Raw genomic sequence first — 19,366 nt, 5'->3', positions numbered from 1 at the left:
ATTGTAATTAAGTAAACAAACTTAATAATGTATATCCAATTAATCCTAAAATAGTGATAGGAACCATCATTAAGAAAGAAGAAATTCGATTAGCATTAGAGCGTTCTAACACAAGAATCAAGATAATCCCGACTATCACTTCGGTATATCCAACAGGTAACATGTGACTATAGTCTTCAAAATTTAAAAGAATGTGAAGTCCATCCGTTACAAAAACTCCACTAATAAGCGCGCTTCCGAATTTATGAAGTGGATTTGTAGTATCTTTCCATAGAAAACCTGCAATTCCAAAGATAGTTCCTCCTATAAATGCACATACAATCCATACAGATATAAAATAAATAGAGTGAGCTACATTTTTAATAACTATTGCATAACCATAATAGCCTAATACCATGCCGAGTAGTGCAAGGATACCAGAAAGTATAGCTGTACGCTTAGAATAACTAAAGCTAGCTACGAAAAAGGATGGAACTAACCAAACACTTCCTAGATTAGCTAATGAATGCCAATGTCCTGGAAGTATACCTTGCCCTAATTTAGTTAGTATACCAACAATTATCCCTACTATAATCGGGATGAGAAAAATCTTTAAAAACATATTTAACTTTGTGATTTTTAATGTCCTGTCCATAAATTCAATCCTTACATTAATATTTTCTACAAACATATAATAGCTTATTAAAGGGGAGTAATCAATAAAAATTTATCGAAAAACAATAAGTGATTATTGGATAGCGAATAACATTTTCTTTTTATTTATAATTTATTAGAAGGAGGGCTTTTTTGCTAGTTGTGAATGATAGGGGGATTGAAATGGATATTCGTAAAATGAGATATTTCATAACAGTGGCAGAAGAATTAAACTTTAGTCGTGCAGCAGAACGGCTTAGGATGGCACAACCTCCTTTAAGCCAAGAAATTCGTAAATTAGAAGATGAATTGGGCGTTCAACTTTTTCATCGAACAAAAAGAATGGTTGAACTAACCAGTGCAGGGAAAATATTTTTAGAAGGTGCGCGGCAAACGTTGCTTCAAGTAGATAGAACTATTAAAGAAACACAGCTTGCGGATGAAGGGAAGATAGGACATTTAATAATCGGTTTTGTCGATTCTACAGAAACCGTAATAGACATATTAAAAAAATTTCGAGAACGTTTTCCTAGAATACAGCTTATATTACGCGAGATGACAACAGACCAGCAAATAAAAGCGCTATATGAAAAACAAATTCATATTGGATTTATTCGTTCCAAGCAGAATAATGAAATATTAGTTTCCGAAGTTTGTTCTGAGGAATGTTTAAAATTAGTTTTGCATGAAGATCACCCTTTAGTTTCGTTACGTAACATTTCAATCAAATCATTAGTTGATGAACCATTTATTTTATTTCCACGTCATTTCGGTACTAACTTTTATGATTTAATTATTAGTTACTTTTGGGAACATGGAGTAAGTTTAAATATTGTTCAAGAGGCGATCCAAATGCAAACTATTGTGAATTTAGTTGCAGCAGGAATGGGGATTTCTGTCGTTCCATCATCGGTGGAAAGCTATAAAAAATCGGGTGTCATGTATAAAGACATTCAAGAAAATACACCAAAAATAAATTTATATGTTGGATGGAGACAAGATGAAAAGTCTGTCGTATTAGAGAACTTCTTAACAGTTGTTAGAGAGGTTTATACGACTTCACAATTTGAATTTAAAAAGTAAAGGCCCATCTTGATGGGATGGGCAGTCGGAAAGTTGGATAGGAAAACTTCTATTTTTATTTTAAAGTCACTGAAGATTCAACCTGTTTTACTCGGATCGTACTCAGCGAAACCTTTTAGTATATTATCAATCTGATCCATAATTTCAGGTTGCAATTTAACACTAGAAGCAATTACGTTTTCTCTTATTTGCTCCGGATTTGAAGCGCCAATAATTGCAGAGGAAACAGCTGGATTTTGTAGTACCCAAGCAACTGCGAGTTGTGGTAGGGTAAGATTAGTTTCTTGCGCGATGGGATTGAGTTTCTGAATTGCAGTGAGTACATCATCACTCATCCAACGTTGCACGAGTTTGTGGAAAAATGGTTTACCAGCATCTGAATTAGCAGGTGATTGAGTCGGCAAGGGTTTACCAGGTTGATATTTTCCAGAGAGAATGCCTTGTGCGAGGGGAGACCATACAACTTGACCAAGTCCCTCACGTTGACATGTTGGTATTACATCAGTTTCAATAACTCGCCACAACATCGAATATTGAGGTTGGCTAGCGATAAGTGGAATGTTCAATTCTCGTGCAAGTGCTGCACCGCGGGTAATTTGTTCTGATGTCCATTCACTTACGCCTAAGTAAAGGACTTTACCTTGTCTTACAAGATCAGCAAAAGCTAACATCGTTTCCTCAAGGGGAGTTGTTGAGTCAAATCTATGTGCATAATAGACATCAATGTAGTCTGTCTGCAACCGCTGTAACGATGCATTACAATTTTCTATAATATGTTTTCTCGATAATCCACGATCATTTTTTCCAGGTCCTGTCGGATGGCATACTTTTGTACATAGTTCTATGCTTTCTCGGCGTATACCTTTCAAAGACCGGCCAAGGACTTTTTCGGCTATAGTGTCCGAATAAACATCAGCAGTATCGAACGTAGTAATTCCGACATCTAGTGCGGCTTTCACACAATCATTTGCAGTATCTTCGTTTACTTTTCCACCATGGTTAATCCAGTTCCCATATGCAATCTTACTTACTGTTAATCCACTGTTTCCTAGTTTGCTAAATTCCATTGTAGTATCCTCCTTTTAAAATGATATCTTTATTATAAGAACTGAAATGTAATATGTATAATATATAATTAATGATAAATTTATATAAAAATTATATAAAAGGGAGTGCTTAGAAGTTTACTACTAAGGAAATCTAAAGCCAGTAGTATTACAGATGTTGTTTGTATTTGATCGGTATGAAGTGAAGATAAATAGACCTAAAAGAAAGCAATCATTTTCACAGCACGTATAATCGCATTTACTCATACAGTACTACTATGGTACAATATGGTTACTAACGACGGAAAGGAATGATGGGTGGACGATGATTAACTAATCTTATTTTTAAATGTTGAAATTCAATAAATTTCAATTTATAAAAAATAGGATTAGTCTGCCCAATTTCCTTACAACGGTATTGCTATTTATTATGCGTAATAGCTTATTTGGGTATAAATATGTTAACGACTAATCCTGCCAAATTAATTTGGGAGGATTTTTTTGTTCTCCCTTAATGAAAGGGATCGGTAATATGAAAGAAATTTTAAAATTAAATGATGTTTATGTTGAAATAAAGGAAAATACTTTGTTAGAGAAAATGAATGTTACAGTAAAACAAGGGGATGTTATCGGATTAATTGGTAAAAACGGTGCCGGTAAATCAACGTTACTTCAATTAATAAATGGGAAGATTGAGCCATCAAAAGGGATTGTTGAATGGCAGCAAATGAATATGACAACGGCATATGTTGAACAAGAAATAGAATCTTTTATTAGTAATGATATGATTGCAAAAGAAGCAGAACTTCTTGCGAAATGGGGCGTGCCAACGAACGATTTTCTTACTTTAAGTGGTGGTGAAAAGCTGAAAGTTCGACTAGCAAAAGGATTTGCCGAAAATCCTAATTTATTAATATTAGACGAACCGACAAATCATTTAGATGAGATGAGTACGGAATTTCTCATTAAGCAAATAAAAAATATGAAGGGTACAGTTATCGTTGTATCGCATGATCGATACTTTTTAGATGTTGTCGCAACGAAAATATGGTCAATTGAGGAAAAGAAACTAATTGAGCATAGCGGTAATTATACGAGTTATATGAAAGCACGTGAGCATACAAGAATGACGCAGCAACGTGAATATGAAAAACAACAAAAAAAGATAGAACAAGTAGAAACACATATAAAAGAATTAAGTTCATGGTCACAAAAGGCACACGCACAGTCTACAAAACAAGAAGGAGTTAAAGAGTTTTATCGTGTAAAAGCGAAGCGAATGGATGCGCAAGTGAAGTCAAAACGAAAACGTCTCGAAAAAGAGCTGGAGAAAACGAAAGTAGAACGTGTGAAAGAAGAGTATTCAGTGGAGTTCTCTATTCAAGCGAATAAAAAAGTAGGAAAACGCTTTTTAGAAGTAAAGAAATTAAAAAAAGACTTTCATGGAAAGACATTATTTGAAAACGTTAATTTTACAATCCAGCACGGTGAGAAGGTTGCGATTGTTGGACCAAACGGTAGCGGGAAAACAACATTACTGAAGATGATTATGGGAACGGAAACTGTACAAGGAGAAGTATGGATTTCACCATCTGCAAACATCGGTTATTTAACACAAGAAGTATTTGATTTACCACTGGATAAAACACCAGAAGATTTATTTTTTAAAGAGACATTTGAAGAAAGAGGAAAAGTCCAAAATTTAATGAAACATTTAGGATTCCAAGCTTCTCAATGGAAAGAACCGATTGAGCATATGAGTATGGGGGAACGAGTAAAATGCAAGTTAATGGCTTATATTTTAGATGAAAAAGATGTACTTATTTTAGATGAACCGACGAATCACCTTGACCTCCCTTCACGTGAACAGCTTGAAAATACATTAGCTGAGTATAATGGAACACTCGTTATAGTTTCTCACGATCGATATTTTCTGGAGAAAACAACTAACACGAAACTCGTGTTTTTAAATAATACGATACAAAAGCAGCTAGAGGAACTTATTAAAACAAGAGATGATATTGAAGAGCTACGTTTAACATTAGAAACAGAGAGACAAGAAGTATTAGGTAAATTAAGCTTTTTAACTTCTAACGATAAAGAATATAAAGAACTTGATGAACGATTTATAGAACTTACGAAGCAGATTAAGGCGCTTTAATGTAATTAAGGGGGATTAACATGGGAGAAGAGAGTTCGACTAATTTATTTAGAATAGACTGTGGAGATATATACTTGCAAGAGTTTACTATCAAAGATGCGGAGAGCATTTATAAAATATCGAATCAACCGGAAATTGAAAAGTTTTTGCCGGACTGGAAATCAACGAAAGAACAGAGGGTTAATTGATTATTTGTTTAAAAATACAAATGTAGATGTCCTCAACGCAATTGCTTTAATTAACAACGTACCATCAAATAAAGTTATTGAAAAATGTGGATTTACTTATTTGAGCCAACAGACGATAGAAAACCAACTATATAATCATTATTTATTGAGCAAATCAGAGTGGATAAAAAATATTGCTCTTTAAAAGAATCTATAATGGAATGTAAAAAAGCTTAGAGCTAAAACTCTAAGCTTTTTTACATTCCATTATACCTGTTACCATATCAAAGAGACAATTTGGATGGCTTCTTGCCGGATTTTCTCATCAAAAAAACAAGGGGATTAAGCTGTACATGCGATAATCATTTTATAAAAAATCATATATGAAAAGGGGTTTGGATAATTTTGTCGAATGCATTTGTCTATGAAAACACCACTTTCTTACTCAAATTATCCTAAAAATGAATCATTTTGAGCTCAAATAGAAGAAAGCACGGCAAAAGTGAAGGTGAGCGAAGTTTTGCATATAAAACTTACGGTTGAGTGTTAGTGGATTAAAAGTTTTAAGTTATGAAATAGATTAAATGAGGGAGGGGAACGCATATCATAATTTGGTTTCGTCAATTGCCACAGATAAGTATGGATTTTTCAGAATGGACTCCTTTTATTAAGAATAATTGGTATCAAAAGCATTATATGAAGTTTGTATATCTACTTCAAATAATCATTTTTCTGATACCAAATTACTTTGGAGTAGGTTTCACTCATATTAATATATTGTATCTAATCATAATAGGTATCTTTGTCTTCATCATTCACGAATGTCTACACATTTTGGTCATAAGTAACAAAGGTGATATTAGCTTAACATGTAGTGGAATATTTTTTTGGCTAAATACAAATGCAACCCTATCCAAAGCGAGATTTTGGGTCTTTATGAGCTTACCCATAATTGTATTATCGGTAGCCCCTGCATTTATGTCGTTCTATGTATCAGGAAATATTAAATCAATCATATTATTTGTATGTTGGATAAACGCAATAATTTCCGCATCAGATATTTACAATTCATTTTTAATTGCAATGAAACCGAAGAACTCAGTATTTTGCAGAGGATATTATCAAGTGAAATAGTATTAAAAGTATTATTTAATTATATTTCAATTTAAGAAATTAGTTAAAAATATAATATTTGAAAGTAAAAAGACCGATAATACAATCGGTCTTTTTTCATTAATATAATAAAGATTAGAAATAAATAGCATAGTATTTCATACTACCCTGCGAATATTATAAGATAGATATAAATTGATTATAGTTTCAAAGTAGATTTATTATCAGTTTTTTTAGAAATCTTACAATCGTGTAAGATAAATGAAAGATGAATCAATATGTGCTATAAGACAATTCATTTACACTATATTGTGAGAAGTGCAAATGAAGGGAGAATATAAATGGAAATTCTACATGCAAAAAGTATTAGTAAAGTATATAAAGGGAAAGTACCTTTTAAAGCATTGGTAGATATTGATTTATCAATTCAAGAAGGTGAATTTATAGGGATTATGGGGCCATCAGGGAGCGGGAAAACAACGTTATTAAATATGGTATCTACTATCGACTCTCCAACATCGGGAGAAATATTAATAAATGGTACAAATCCATTCCAGTTGACATCAGATAATTTGGCTTTATTCCGTAGGAAACAATTAGGATTTGTTTTTCAATCATTTAATTTACTTAGCACACTTACAGTAAAGGAAAATATCGTATTGCCGATGACATTAGATGGTGTTTCTGTACAAGAAATGAACGAACGAGTTGAAGAAATTGCAGAGAAATTAAATATTACAGATATATTGAGTAAAAGAACTTTTGAAATTTCAGGGGGGCAAGCTCAAAGAACAGCAATTGCTCGTGCAATTGTTCATAAGCCGCAATTATTACTTGCAGATGAACCAACAGGGAATTTAGACTCTAAATCTTCAAATGATGTAATGGAGATGCTAGATACTTTAAATAAAGAAGAAAAAGCTACGATGATGTTAGTTACACATGATCCGTATGCAGCGAGTTTTTGCAGCAGAGTCATATTTATTAAAGATGGTCAATTATATAACGAAATTTATTGTGGTGAAAGTAGGCAAGCATTTTATCAAAAGATTATGGATGTCCTTTCTTTGTTAGGAGGGAAAAGGCATGACTTTTCGTCAGTTCGCATTTAATAATATTTTTCGCAATAAGCGTACATATGCAGCTCATTTTTTAAGTAGTGCATTTTCTATTATGATTTTCTTTACGTATGCTCTTTTATTATTTCATCCTGATTTACAAGGTGAGTTGAAATCGACAAGTGCAACAATAAGTGCATTTGGTACATTGGGATTTTCAGTTTCGCAAGGCTTGATTTTTGTATTTTCATTTTTCTTCATTCTATATTCAGTTAGTTCATTTTTAAAAACGCGCAAGAAAGAATTTGGGATATTAATGATGCAAGGTATGTCAATGAGACAGCTTAAGAAATTATTATTAATTGAAAATATGTTGATTGGACTTGGCTCAATTTGTATAGGAATTCTCATTGGACTCATATTTTCTAAACTAGTTTTATTGATAAGCGCAAGTGTATTAATGATTAGTAATGGTTTGCCTTTTTATATACCAGTGCAGGCCGTATTATTAACAGTTATCACATTTCTTTTATTATTTTTAATTGTTTCGCTCGTTACATTTAAAATGATAAAAGTAACAGAACTTGTGGAACTTATACAAGCAGAGGAAAAGCCAAAGCCAGAACCGAAAGCATCAATTTTATTATCGCTACTTTCTTTAATTAGTATAGGGTATGGATATTTTTCAGTATTTCGCTTTATCCCAAGTACTAATTTTATTACGCTTGGAATAGGGGTGCTCCTAGTAATTATAGGAACGTACTTTTTATATACACAGTGTAGCGTTTATATATTGCACCTTGCGAAAAGGAGAGAATCTTTCTTTTTAAAGAGAACAAATATATTAACATTTTCTGAATTAATTTACCGTATGAAAGATAATGCAACGATGTTTTTTATAGTATCTATTGTTTCAGCAGTTGCATTTACAGCGATTGGTACAACAGCTGCAATTGGAAATAGGGATTTGGTAAGGATGACAAATCCGTATACATTTTTGTATGGAAGTTTTGAAAACGACAAAGTATTAAATAAAAATCTTTCTATTATAAAAAAACACCTTTCTGATGCTAATATTCCGTATCGAATGGCTTCATCTTCATATATATACACGGAAAATGGTGTAGATGTAATGAAGTTAAGTGAATATAACGATCTTGCTAAAGCACTAGGCTATCAACAAGAAACAATAGAAAAAGAAGATGAAATTTTATTAATTCCTGGAGTCGTATCACAAAAACAAGAATTTAAAAATGGCGAGTATAAAAAGAATATAGAAGTCATTCAAGGAGATTGGACAAAGACATTTCATGTGAAAAAAGCTGTAGAAAATTTAGTTTTACCACATGATTCTAGAACTATTTATATCGCTGTTAAAGATCAGGTATATGATGGAATCCCTCTTACTAGTGACCCAGTTAATAAAGACATTCCATATCGTACTTACGGATTTGTTGTAGACGATTGGATGAAAACGAAGGGAATTTCAAACGAATTAATTAGTAGATTTGAGAAAGATACTAGAGTAGGTAATTTTCAATTTCGGGCTTTAACTATAGATTTGTTAAGTGCAAAGCAAACGAATGGATTATTACTTATGGCAAGTGTTTTAGTCGGAATCGTCTTCTTCACATTCGCTGCTAGTTTTATTTATTTCCGATTATATACTGATTTAGATCGCGATCAACAGCAATATAAAATGATTTCGAAAATGGGATTAAGTAAACGAGAATTAAAAAAAATTGTAACGAGACAGTTATTATTAATGTTCTTCTTACCGATTGTTGTTGCAGTGATTCATACTGTAGTCGCTTATACGGCATTACAGCAATTAGTCGATTTTTCTATAATTAATAGCTCTATCGTTATTTTAATTTCATTTATATGTATACAAGTATTATATTTCTTTATAACCCGTTGGCGTTACCTGCAAAAGCTTTATAAGGTTATGGAGCAATAGAGTTTATTAGCTTGTAAGACTACATTAAAGTATGTGGAAAAAATGAACTGTATGATGAAAGGAAACGCGATGAAAAGAACTTTAACTATTTTTATGTTAACGATACTACTATTAATAAGTTTTAGTGCATGTTCTAAAAAGGAGAATCCATTTCCTGCAAACGGTTTATTAATCATTGGAAATGAAAATAAAATTTCACCAATTATTAATCGTTATCAAGAAATTACGAAAGAAAATGAAGTGTTTTCTGTGAAAACAGGTACTTATGGAAACGGACAAGTATTAATTTTAAATGAGTCTACAGCACAAGCATTGATTAAAGCTAAAGTTTTCCGTAAACGAGATAATGGCTCCAATTTTATGCCTGTAAATACGTTACCGAAATTCCCAAAAGAGGGTTCTCTACTGTTTGCACAAGAAGACGAAAAGACTTTGAAAAGTATTAAATTAGAAGGAAAAGAGGTCCCTGTCATATACAATAGTGACGCTTGGATAGGTAACAAGCGTAATTATCCAACGCAATGGTATGTGATTGTATCCAAAAATAATATATATAAGGAAATAAAAGCAAATGAAACAAAAATGCATCTTCTTCAATTAAAAAAATCTTTAGGTGACGAAAAACCTAAAATGTCGACAGATAATACATTGGTTAATGAAAATGTAAAAGTAAGAAAGCTAATTAAAGATTTTGAGGGAGAAGTATCAGTTCAGTTTTTAACGATTGAAGAAAAATCTTAAAAAAGAGTTCAAGGTTGATAAAGTTTCTATCAACCTTGAACTCTTTTTAGTTATAGACCCTTCAGATAACATAGTTTACATGACTTCATTTAATCGAGTCTCGCTCGTTTCTTCAATCGCATTTGAATGTTGAACCGAACCATTTTGAGATTCCTTTTCTTTACGAAATTTCTGTAACATTTCTAAAATCATCCATAAAGGTACACCTTTGTCTTTTAGCATTTTCCATAAGTCTAATTCGCTAAATTTATGATCCGCTTGTTTCATTTCTTGTTCAGATGTACAAATATCAAATTTGATTAGATCATTAGATTTCTTATCTTTATGCTTAGTAGAAGAGATAGTATTATGCTCAAGATTAGATGGGGTTATTTTAGAAGGTTGAGCTAATGTATGAATTTTTAATCCGACTTGCATGCTTTTTTCCTCCTTTTCAAGCAATGAAATTAGTTTTCTTATGATTTTTAAATCCATTTAACATGAGGAAACTATATTTAATTATAAATTCAAATAATCAGATTTACAAGTTGTGTTATGAAAAGTAAATGCTTACTAGAATAAATATTTATCAACATTTGTATATGTTTTCTATATATACAACGTATATAAAATACTTTACATTATGTTTAAGTTGCAAACTAAGTTTGTATTTTTTTTCAAAGATAAATGTAAACGTTTTATTGAGGGGGAGAAAGTATGGGGAAATTATTTTTAAAAGTATGTTTTTTCGCATTAGTGACTGTTTGTTCATTCGCAGCGAAAACAACATACGCTGAAGAGAGACAACAAAATAATTATCCTATCATTTTAGTGAATGGATTTGCTGGATGGGGTAGAGAGGAAATGCTAGGGGTAAAATATTGGGGTGGTGTTCATGATATACAAGAAGATTTAAAAAGAAATGGTTATACAGTACATACTGCAGCTGTTGGACCAGTTTCTAGTAACTGGGATCGTGCATGTGAATTATATGCGCAAATTAACGGTGGAATAGTAGACTACGGTGCGGCACATGCTGAGAAACATGGACATAATCGTTTTGGTAGAACTTATAGTGGATTTGCACCGAATTGGAGTGAAACAAATAAAGTTCATTTAGTTGGGCATAGCATGGGTGGACAAACGACAAGAACATTAGTGCAGTTATTAAAAGAAGGAAGTTATGAAGAAAAAGATTATGTGAAAAATCATCCGAACACAAAGATATCACCACTATTTGAAGGTGGCAAATCGTATGTTCATAGTGTTACAACTTTAGCAACTCCTCATAACGGTACAACACTCGCGGACGGAAGTCTTCTGTTGCCGTTCGTTAAAGATTTACTCATTACAGCTGCAAGTTTAGGTGGAAACAATAATTTATCATTATATGATTTTAAATTGGATCAATGGGGTATAAAAAAGAATACTGGAGAGTCCTTTTTTCAATATACTGATCGTATTTTAAATAGTTCAATTTGGGAAAATACAAAAGATATAAGTCAATGGGATTTAAGTACTGATGGAGCAAAGGAGTTAAATAATTGGGTAAAGACGCAATCGGATGTATATTACTTATCCTATAGTGGACATGCATCGCAAGCAGCACCAATAACAGGTTTACATTTACCTCATATAACGATGAATAAAGTGTTAATGGGTAATGCATTTTTCTTAGGTTCCTATGCAAGATATGAAGAGAATCGAACATTAATAGATACTTCTTGGTGGCAAAATGACGGTGTAGTAAATACAAATTCTATGATTGCACCTTCATCTAATATTGCTGCAAATGATAATGAGTCTTTACAGGTTGGAAAATGGAATCATATCGAAACGAAAGCAAATTGGGACCATCTTGATATGGTAGGATTAAGCGTTTCAGACACGTTAGGTTTTTCTAATATTCAAGAGTTTTATAGAACAATTGCAGAAAAATTATCACGGTTACCGAAATAGATAATAATAAAGCGCTCTCGATGGAATTCGAGGGCGCTTTATATTATATTGAAAGAGGGATTTGGCAAAAAAAACATGGGGTGATCTTATGAAAATTCAAGTTGTATTATCGGGGTATGGGACAGTTGGTAAAGAATTTATTAAATTATTAAACGAAAAATATTTATATATAAATGAAACATATGGAATTGACTTAGTTGTTAGTGGAGTGATAGGAAGAAATATTGCAATACATAACGGAAAAGGTTTGCAGATTAATGATTTATTGACGTATGGTGATGGTTCTGCTGCAATTGAAAAATATATCGAACATTATCCAGAGGAACGCGGAACGATTAATATAAATGGTACTGTATTGGTTGAATCAACTGCTACAAATCTTAAAAATGGAAATCCAGGGAAACAGTATATGAAACAAGCTATTGAAAATCAAATGGATATAGTAGCTATTTCAAAAGGTGCACTTGTTACAGCTTGGAGTGAACTGAATACAGCAGCACGTATTTCAGGCTCACGCATTCGATATAGCGGTGCAACTGCCGCTGCGTTACCGACATTAGACATTGGACAACTAAGTTTAGCAGGTTGCCATATTGAAAAAATAGAAGGAATATTGAACGGGACAACAAATTATATTCTTACAAAGATGCATGAAGAATATAAGACGTTTGAAGAAGCATTGCAAGAAGCACAAAATAAAGGAATTGCGGAGACTAACCCGTTATTAGATATAAGCGGGATGGATAGCGCTTGTAAATTATTACTTTTGACGAATAGTTTAATGGGAAACGATTATTCACTCAAAGATATAAAAATAAACGGAATAGAGCACGTTACAACGCAACAAATTCAAAATGCAAAGGAACAAAATAAATCAATTAAATTAATTGCATCAGCATATAAAGATGATAATGGAAAAGTAAACCTTAGTGTACAACCTTGTAATTTAGAGAAAGAACATCCGTTAGCAAATATAAATGGCACGGAAAAAGGAATTACGTTCTTTACAGATACAATGGGACAAGTCACTACAATTGGTGGAGCTTCTAATCCACGCGGAGCTGCAGCAGCTGCTTTAAAAGATGTAATCAATTTATATCGAAATGATTTATAGGCTTTATAACCGTACCGCTATTAATAAAAAATACATATGTAGTGGACCTTTTGAGAATGAAATAAATATGTAAAAATAATTGCAGGGGGTAAGAAATTGTTTAAAGATTTTAAAGTTGTAAAAGATCGTCCCGTTTATATTCAATTAAAGGATTATTTAAAAAAGATGATTATGAAAGGGCATTTGTTGGGGGACCAAAAAATCCCATCAACAAGGGAACTGAGTGAATTATTATCAGTGAGCAGAAATACAGTACTCTCTGCATATGCGGATTTAGAACAAGAAGGACTCATTTATGCAGTTAAAGGAAAAGGAAATTTCGTTGCGAAGGTGGATATAAGTAACACCTCGTCTGTTGAAATAGATTGGAAAAATAAACTTAATACAGTTACCACATTAGCGGATGAATTAGACTTAATGAAGCATGGAGTTCGCTGGGAAAAAGGAATGATTGTTTTTAATAGTATAGCCCCGGACGAAAAGCTATTTGATGTTGAAAATTTCAAAAGAGCTTTTCTTACTCGTATGTCCATTGAAGGGGATATCGTATTGAACTACGGATATGCAAAAGGTTATAGACCGTTAATTAATTATTTACTTCATTACATGGAAATGAAAGGTGTAGATATTTCGAACAAAGATATTCTAATTACAAATGGATTTACAGAAGGATTAGATATTGTGTTATCTTCTTTATCGAAGAAATCAGGGCGTGTTATTTGTGAGAACCCAACTCACCATGCTGCATTGAAGCTTTTTCGTTTACATGGACTTGAAGTTCATGGAATTAATATGAATGATGATGGTATTGATACGAATGAAGTAGAAAAAAGTTTGCGTGAAAAGGATTTTGATTTCGCGTATTTAATCCCTTCTTATCATAATCCGACTGGTATTGTTACGAGTTCGGAGAAAAGAACGGAATTGATGAGGTTATTTTCAAAATACAAGATCCCTATTATAGAGGATGGGTTTAATGAAGAATTACGTTATTCGGGTTCACATTTATCGCCATTATTAACTTTTGCAGGGGCTGGTAATAATGTGATTTATATTAGTAGCTTTTCAAAGGTACTTTTCCCTGGTTTACGTGTAGGTTGGATCATTGCAGATAAAGAACTGATACATTATTTAGAAAGTGTTAAAAGAGCCAGAACCATTCACACATCTACGTTAGATCAAGCTGTTCTGTTTCAATATTTACATGAAGGATATTTTGAAAAATATTTAAAAAAAGCAAGATCTGTTTATAAGAAAAAATATGAGTTAGCTGTTGGGGCGTGTAATCAGTACATTCCGTTTAAAAGAATGACTGGAGACGGTGGACTTCATTTGTTTATAGAGTTGGAAGAAAAAATTCAAGCCCGCACACTTTTACAAAAGTGTTATGAGAAAGGAGTTACTTTTTCTCCTGGAGATGTTTTTTACTCTGATGGAGGAGGAGCGAACACATTCCGATTAGGATTTTCACGTTTGAAAGAACAGGAAATTGTTAGCGGGATTCAAATAATTGGTGAAACTTTAAAAAATGAAACTTGGAGTTGAGAAAATGAGAATTGGCGTTATTATGGGAGGAGTATCCTCTGAAAAACAAGTATCAATTATGACTGGGAATGAAATGATTGCACATTTAGATAAGAGTAAATATGAAATCGTTCCAATTACGTTAAATGAAAAAATGGATTTAATTGAAAAAGCGAAAGACATTGATTTTGCATTGCTAGCATTACACGGAAAATACGGAGAAGATGGTACGGTTCAAGGGACGCTTGAGAGTTTAGGTATTCCATATAGCGGCAGTAATATGTTATCTAGCGGTATATGTATGGATAAAAATATTTCAAAAAAGATTTTGCGTTATGAAGGAGTAGAAACACCAGATTGGATTGAACTTACAAAAATGGAGGATCTAAAGCTTGAGGAATTAGATAAATTAGGATTTCCGTTAGTGGTAAAACCAAACTCTGGCGGCTCAAGTGTTGGAGTTAAGATTGTCTATGATAAAAATGAATTAATCTCTATGCTAGAAACTGTATTCGAATGGGATTCTGAAGTAGTAATTGAGAAGTATATAAAAGGTGACGAGATTACATGTTCAATTTTTGATGGGCAACAGTTACCTATCATTTCGATTCGACATGCTGCTGTGTTCTTTGACTATAATGCAAAATATGATGATACTAGTACAGTTGAAGAAGTTATTGAACTTCCAGCTGAAATAAAGGAACGTGTAAATAAAGCGTCACTGGCTTGTTATAAAGCATTAAAATGTAGTGTTTATGCAAGGGTTGATATGATGGTGAAGGAAGGAATTCCATATGTAATGGAAGTTAATACATTACCAGGGATGACACAATCAAGTTTACTGCCAAAAAGTGCGGAAGCAGCGGGAATTAATTATAGCAAACTATTAGATATGATAATTGAAACTTCATTAAAAGTAAGGAAAGAAGAAGGTTTTTAAGGTAGTTATATAATTAATTCTTTTGACAGTTCCACGAATTATGCTATGATAATTACAATACGACAACTAAATATTTATCCACTAGGGGGGCCTTTTATAGGCTGAGATCAGATGAAATTTTGAGACTCTTAGTACCTGATCTGGTTAATGCCAGCGTAGGGAAGTGGGAAAGACGTTGCTATTTAACGAATAAATACTGTCAATTTCACTTTCTTTACGCCTGTAAAGAAAGTTTTTTTATTTTACAGCTTTAATAATTGTGGATAAATACGTATATTTTTTACATTATTTGGAGGGATTTAAATGACTTTTTCACAATCATTACGTAAAGAAGTAGATTCAATTTGGGAAGCAAGTTTTAACCATCCTTTTGTAAAAAAACTAGGCGAAGGAACATTAGATTTAGCTAGTTTTCGATATTATGTGCTTCAAGATTCTTATTATTTGAGTCATTTTGCTAGAGTACAAACGTTAGGTGCTGCAAAGGCTCTTGAATTAGAAACGACAGCTCGTATGGCACACCATGCACAAAATACGTATGAAGCTGAGTTATCATTACATGAGAATTTCGCAAAGAAATTAGGGATTACAAAAGAAGAAAAAGATAATTTTATTCCTGCGCCAACTGCATATGCATATACATCTCATATGTATCGTGCAGCTTATGAAGGGCATTTAGGAGATATTATTGCGGCTATTTTACCTTGTTATTGGTTATATTATGAAATCGGTGAACGGTTAAAAGAATGTCAACCAGAAGAGCCAATTTATCAAGAATGGATTTCTGCATATGGATCTGATTGGTTCCGTACTCTAGTAGAAGAGCAAATCACACGATTAGATACGATCGCTGAAAAAGTAACAGAGGCAGACCTTAATCGTATGAGACAACATTTTATTTTTAGTAGTCAATATGAATATTCATTTTGGGAAATGGCATATACATTAGAAAAATGGCCGGTGAATGAAGAAGTTAAAGGTGTTATTTAATTAAGAGTATATAAAAGGTATCGCTATATAAAGAGGCGATACCTTTTATTATATTTAGTTTCTGTAATTTTTTTGTAAATCATATATAAAAAATATAATAATTAATTATAATGATTTTATAATATAAAGTCCCATAAGGAGGTAGTTATATGTTAATAGTTACTTTATATTAATTTGATTTTAATAATGTTTTATTTATATAAACAAATGTAATTTAGCTATTTCCTTTAATGTGCTTGGTTAAAATTTGATTCGTTAATGCTTAAAAAATTGGTATCTTTTCTAGTATTATTCATGATCAATATAAATTAAGAGAGGAAGTATTAATAATATGGAAAAATTACAGTTATTAGCATTTAAAAATATAGTAGAACCCCTCTATAATGAGAAAGTATCGTATATTTATTTTCCTATTGAATGGCTTGATATTGTAGAGATACATTATAGAACATTTTTATTAACGAGCAAATTAAAACTTGTAAATGAAAGATTGTATGAAATGTTTTCTGATATATTATTCATTCAGCATAATCCATATATATTAAAGGAAGATACGCCCTGGATTGTAGCAAAAGAACCAATGAAACAAGAACAGTTAGACTATATTTTCCAAAGCTGGTATGAGGTTATTCATGATTGGAAACCTAATAAATTAATAGATCCACCACATTTAGAATGGCAGTATGATTTAATTAGTAATTTGCCAGCATTACATGATAAAAAAACGTTTTCTAAATGGGTACCAGCTCTAATTACTCATATTTTTTGCGAACAGCCTTTACATTTGGAAAATAAAAATGAGGAAGAAATATATTTTTCACCACTGCGATCACAACATGTTTCTGAAGCGATGTCTGAGCCAATTAAAGATGAAGAAACACATGATTATTTCTCTTATGTATATCGGTTTGAATACGTAACTCGTGGAGGTGAGAATATTCCGCTATTAAAAGTATCTGTAGGGATTAGGAGGTTTTATCAACAATATAATCATAAAGATATCCCTATACTTTTAGGGCGAAAGCGGAGCCAAATACTGATTTCAACTCCTGAATTTGAATCAAATAATAAAAAGCAAAGATTTGTAAAGTTAAAAGTACAACAAGCTGTAAAAGGAATAAAGTGGATTAAACGTTTTAGAAATTTAAAAGATGATTATAGGATAGGGGGAGAAGTTAAATTAGAGAACATTCTCCAATGTCCGAAAGAGTATATTAGAGGAACAAAGATAAGAGTGCTTCTTCCATATAACGAAAATATATATAAAGTTCAAGGAACAAAAATAAAATTTGGTATAAAAGTAAGAGAAAAAGAGGAACTTTTTAATGAATTCCAACGAATATGCCCATATTTCACATTACTTCCAGAATGTGAAAATGTATTAACTAATAATGAGAATGAGTTATTACCTTTATTTGCCCCAAAGGGATTAGAATCAATTACGTTAGAAGTATGGTCAGATGATATAGTAATAGAGATAGAACAAGCGTTATTAGATAGCAAAATAGTTTTAGCTCAAAACGGAGATTCCTCCTATGTATTAAATGCAGACAATCCGGTGTTGTTAAAAATAGTAAGATATAACATTAGGAAATTGTTACAAAATCCATATAGAATGCAATATAGCCATAAAAACAAAAAGAAACTAGTAGACGATGTCGTAAAAGCTGTACATGCTACGGCAGGTGAGCAAAATGAAATGAAATTAGCATTAATTGCAATAAAAAATTGTGATGGTCGCGAAAAAATTAATCCAAAGCAAATTATTCGGGAAGGATTCGCTCAAACGGAACGTATTTCAGCATTTATTAATTTATTTATCGGACAAAGTGTATCTAAAAAAGAAATTATTAATGCCATTCTTAGTTTGTTAGAACAAAAGGGGTTCTTAAAGTGTAGTTGGAATAAGATAAAATTACCGGGGGTAATTGTAAATTTATCAATTGAGAAAATGTCTAAATATGATTTCTTACCTATTTTTTCAAAAATAAATGGGAGAGAAATATTATATAAATTATATGGTCAAGAAGAATGGGGCACAATTGATCATACTTTATTAAATATAGGTAATAATAAAGTGTTTTTACCACAACCATCAAAAAGGAATGATATAGGAGTCAGTTTTAAACAATTTATGTCAGAAACATTAGTTGAAATTTCACAAGATGCACATAAACAAAATAAAGAAGTTTATTTTATTGTAGATGCCAATATGAGGAAATATTGGATAGAGGAATTGCAAAATAAAAGCGTTAATATTGGGGTTTCACCTGAAATAATCCCAAATTTAAAAGAGGATATAAACATAATTAGAATTAATACTAACTCAGATGTACCGAACTATATTGTTAGAGACCAAGAACATGTTATGAATGAAACGAGATTATTTGTAGATCAAATGGGAATTTACTATAGCACGGCTGCATACGAATTAGATTGTAATGAGATAGTACAGCAGTATATACTCGAAGTTATCCCGCTTGGTGTGAAATCTGAAGAGAGAGAAGAAATCGCCAAAATGATACATTACATGTGCTGTAAATCAACCTTGCTCTCAGAACAAAATATTCATAATACGTATGTAATGCATATGGCTAAATTAATTAAAAATTATACTACCGATATTGATTCAAGGGAGTTTAAAGAATTCAATGACGAATTAGATGAAGATGTAATAATTTTAGAAAAAGAAGATACATTGATATTAATATAAATAATAGTGTACAAATCCTGCTAGTAATAATGAGCAGGATTTGTCATTTTTTCATGTAAATAAGGCTATCCTTTGTCATGTATCTTTTCTTTTACGTATTTACTTTATTTACATACAGGATTAAGATGTTTTTTAGAAATACAAAAACTACATCATATGGAAAAGCGATTTTTATTAATTGAAAA

15 protein-coding genes, 1 pseudogene and 1 riboswitch are annotated in these 19,366 nt (G+C 32.0%); of the genes and pseudogenes, 13 read left to right on the top strand and 3 right to left on the bottom strand.

Going from position 1 to position 19,366, the window contains the following annotated elements; translation table 11 throughout:
- Positions 1-7 precede the first annotated feature (7 nt).
- Positions 8-634 carry a DUF6518 family protein gene (locus CQ058_RS02610; protein ID WP_002189807.1) on the bottom strand — a complete coding sequence of 209 codons (627 nt, stop codon included), beginning with the start codon at positions 632-634 and terminating at the stop codon, positions 8-10.
- A gap of 182 nt (positions 635-816) precedes the next feature.
- Here CQ058_RS02610 and CQ058_RS02605 point away from each other — a divergent pair, with 182 nt between their 5' ends.
- The gene (locus CQ058_RS02605; RefSeq protein WP_033733141.1) at positions 817-1,716 is read left to right on the top strand and encodes a LysR substrate-binding domain-containing protein; all 900 of its coding nucleotides are present in this window, start codon (positions 817-819) and stop codon (positions 1,714-1,716) included.
- A 77-nt stretch (positions 1,717-1,793) separates the two neighbouring features.
- On the opposite strand, the gene CQ058_RS02600 is transcribed toward CQ058_RS02605, so the two are convergent.
- Complete coding sequence (locus CQ058_RS02600) at positions 1,794-2,783, bottom strand: aldo/keto reductase family protein (RefSeq protein ID WP_002189804.1); 990 nt, start codon at positions 2,781-2,783, stop codon at positions 1,794-1,796.
- 511 nt (positions 2,784-3,294) lie between these two features.
- Between CQ058_RS02600 and abc-f the strand changes: the two genes are divergently transcribed.
- From abc-f to CQ058_RS02570, 6 genes and pseudogenes are all read left to right on the top strand, one after another.
- Positions 3,295-4,923 carry a ribosomal protection-like ABC-F family protein gene (gene abc-f / locus CQ058_RS02595; RefSeq protein WP_002136649.1) on the top strand — a complete coding sequence of 543 codons (1,629 nt, stop codon included), beginning with the start codon at positions 3,295-3,297 and terminating at the stop codon, positions 4,921-4,923.
- A gap of 20 nt (positions 4,924-4,943) precedes the next feature.
- Positions 4,944-5,295, top strand: a pseudogene (locus CQ058_RS02590) (GNAT family N-acetyltransferase).
- Between the two features lie 434 nt (positions 5,296-5,729).
- A complete protein-coding gene (locus CQ058_RS02585) occupies positions 5,730-6,224 on the top strand; it encodes a DUF3267 domain-containing protein (RefSeq protein ID WP_002032490.1) in 495 nt (164 codons plus the stop codon).
- 320 nt (positions 6,225-6,544) lie between these two features.
- Positions 6,545-7,315, top strand: a complete 771-nt coding sequence (locus CQ058_RS02580) for an ABC transporter ATP-binding protein (protein ID WP_002013124.1) — start codon at positions 6,545-6,547, stop codon at positions 7,313-7,315.
- Complete coding sequence (locus tag CQ058_RS02575; protein ID WP_002189798.1) at positions 7,290-9,221, top strand: ABC transporter permease; 1,932 nt, start codon at positions 7,290-7,292, stop codon at positions 9,219-9,221. Before CQ058_RS02580 ends, CQ058_RS02575 begins: the two co-directional genes overlap by 26 nt.
- A gap of 69 nt (positions 9,222-9,290) precedes the next feature.
- On the top strand, positions 9,291-9,962 hold the full coding sequence (locus CQ058_RS02570; protein WP_002127671.1) for a lipoprotein BA_5634 family protein: 672 nt from the start codon (positions 9,291-9,293) through the stop codon (positions 9,960-9,962).
- 75 nt (positions 9,963-10,037) lie between these two features.
- Here the strand turns inward: CQ058_RS02570 and CQ058_RS02565 are convergent, their stop codons facing one another.
- Entirely contained in the window at positions 10,038-10,379 is a 342-nt protein-coding gene (locus tag CQ058_RS02565) for a DUF3914 domain-containing protein (RefSeq protein ID WP_105589442.1), read from the bottom strand.
- 279 nt (positions 10,380-10,658) lie between these two features.
- Here CQ058_RS02565 and CQ058_RS02560 point away from each other — a divergent pair, with 279 nt between their 5' ends.
- From CQ058_RS02560 to CQ058_RS02535, 6 genes are all read left to right on the top strand, one after another.
- Complete coding sequence (locus CQ058_RS02560) at positions 10,659-11,900, top strand: esterase/lipase family protein (protein WP_002032480.1); 1,242 nt, start codon at positions 10,659-10,661, stop codon at positions 11,898-11,900.
- An 88-nt stretch (positions 11,901-11,988) separates the two neighbouring features.
- A complete protein-coding gene (locus tag CQ058_RS02555) occupies positions 11,989-13,014 on the top strand; it encodes a homoserine dehydrogenase (protein ID WP_002165683.1) in 1,026 nt (341 codons plus the stop codon).
- 96 nt (positions 13,015-13,110) lie between these two features.
- Positions 13,111-14,559: a MocR-like pyridoxine biosynthesis transcription factor PdxR gene (gene pdxR, locus CQ058_RS02550; protein WP_002032478.1), complete on the top strand. Its 1,449-nt coding sequence runs from the start codon at positions 13,111-13,113 to the stop codon at positions 14,557-14,559.
- A gap of 4 nt (positions 14,560-14,563) precedes the next feature.
- Positions 14,564-15,478, top strand: a complete 915-nt coding sequence (gene ddlB, locus CQ058_RS02545) for a D-alanine--D-alanine ligase (protein ID WP_002013134.1) — start codon at positions 14,564-14,566, stop codon at positions 15,476-15,478.
- 73 nt (positions 15,479-15,551) lie between these two features.
- Positions 15,552-15,657: riboswitch (TPP riboswitch) on the top strand.
- Positions 15,658-15,781: 124 nt separating this feature from the next.
- Complete coding sequence (tenA, locus tag CQ058_RS02540) at positions 15,782-16,468, top strand: thiaminase II (RefSeq protein ID WP_002189796.1); 687 nt, start codon at positions 15,782-15,784, stop codon at positions 16,466-16,468.
- A gap of 331 nt (positions 16,469-16,799) precedes the next feature.
- The gene (locus CQ058_RS02535; RefSeq protein ID WP_002189793.1) at positions 16,800-19,181 is read left to right on the top strand and encodes a pPIWI_RE module domain-containing protein; all 2,382 of its coding nucleotides are present in this window, start codon (positions 16,800-16,802) and stop codon (positions 19,179-19,181) included.
- Positions 19,182-19,366: the final 185 nt, after the last annotated feature.

This window comes from Bacillus sp. MYb56 (assembly GCF_002976445.1).
GTDB lineage: Bacteria > Bacillota > Bacilli > Bacillales > Bacillaceae_G > Bacillus_A > Bacillus_A mycoides.
Note: the sequence above shows the minus strand (reverse complement) of the source record. Positions and strands in the feature narration are given on the sequence as shown.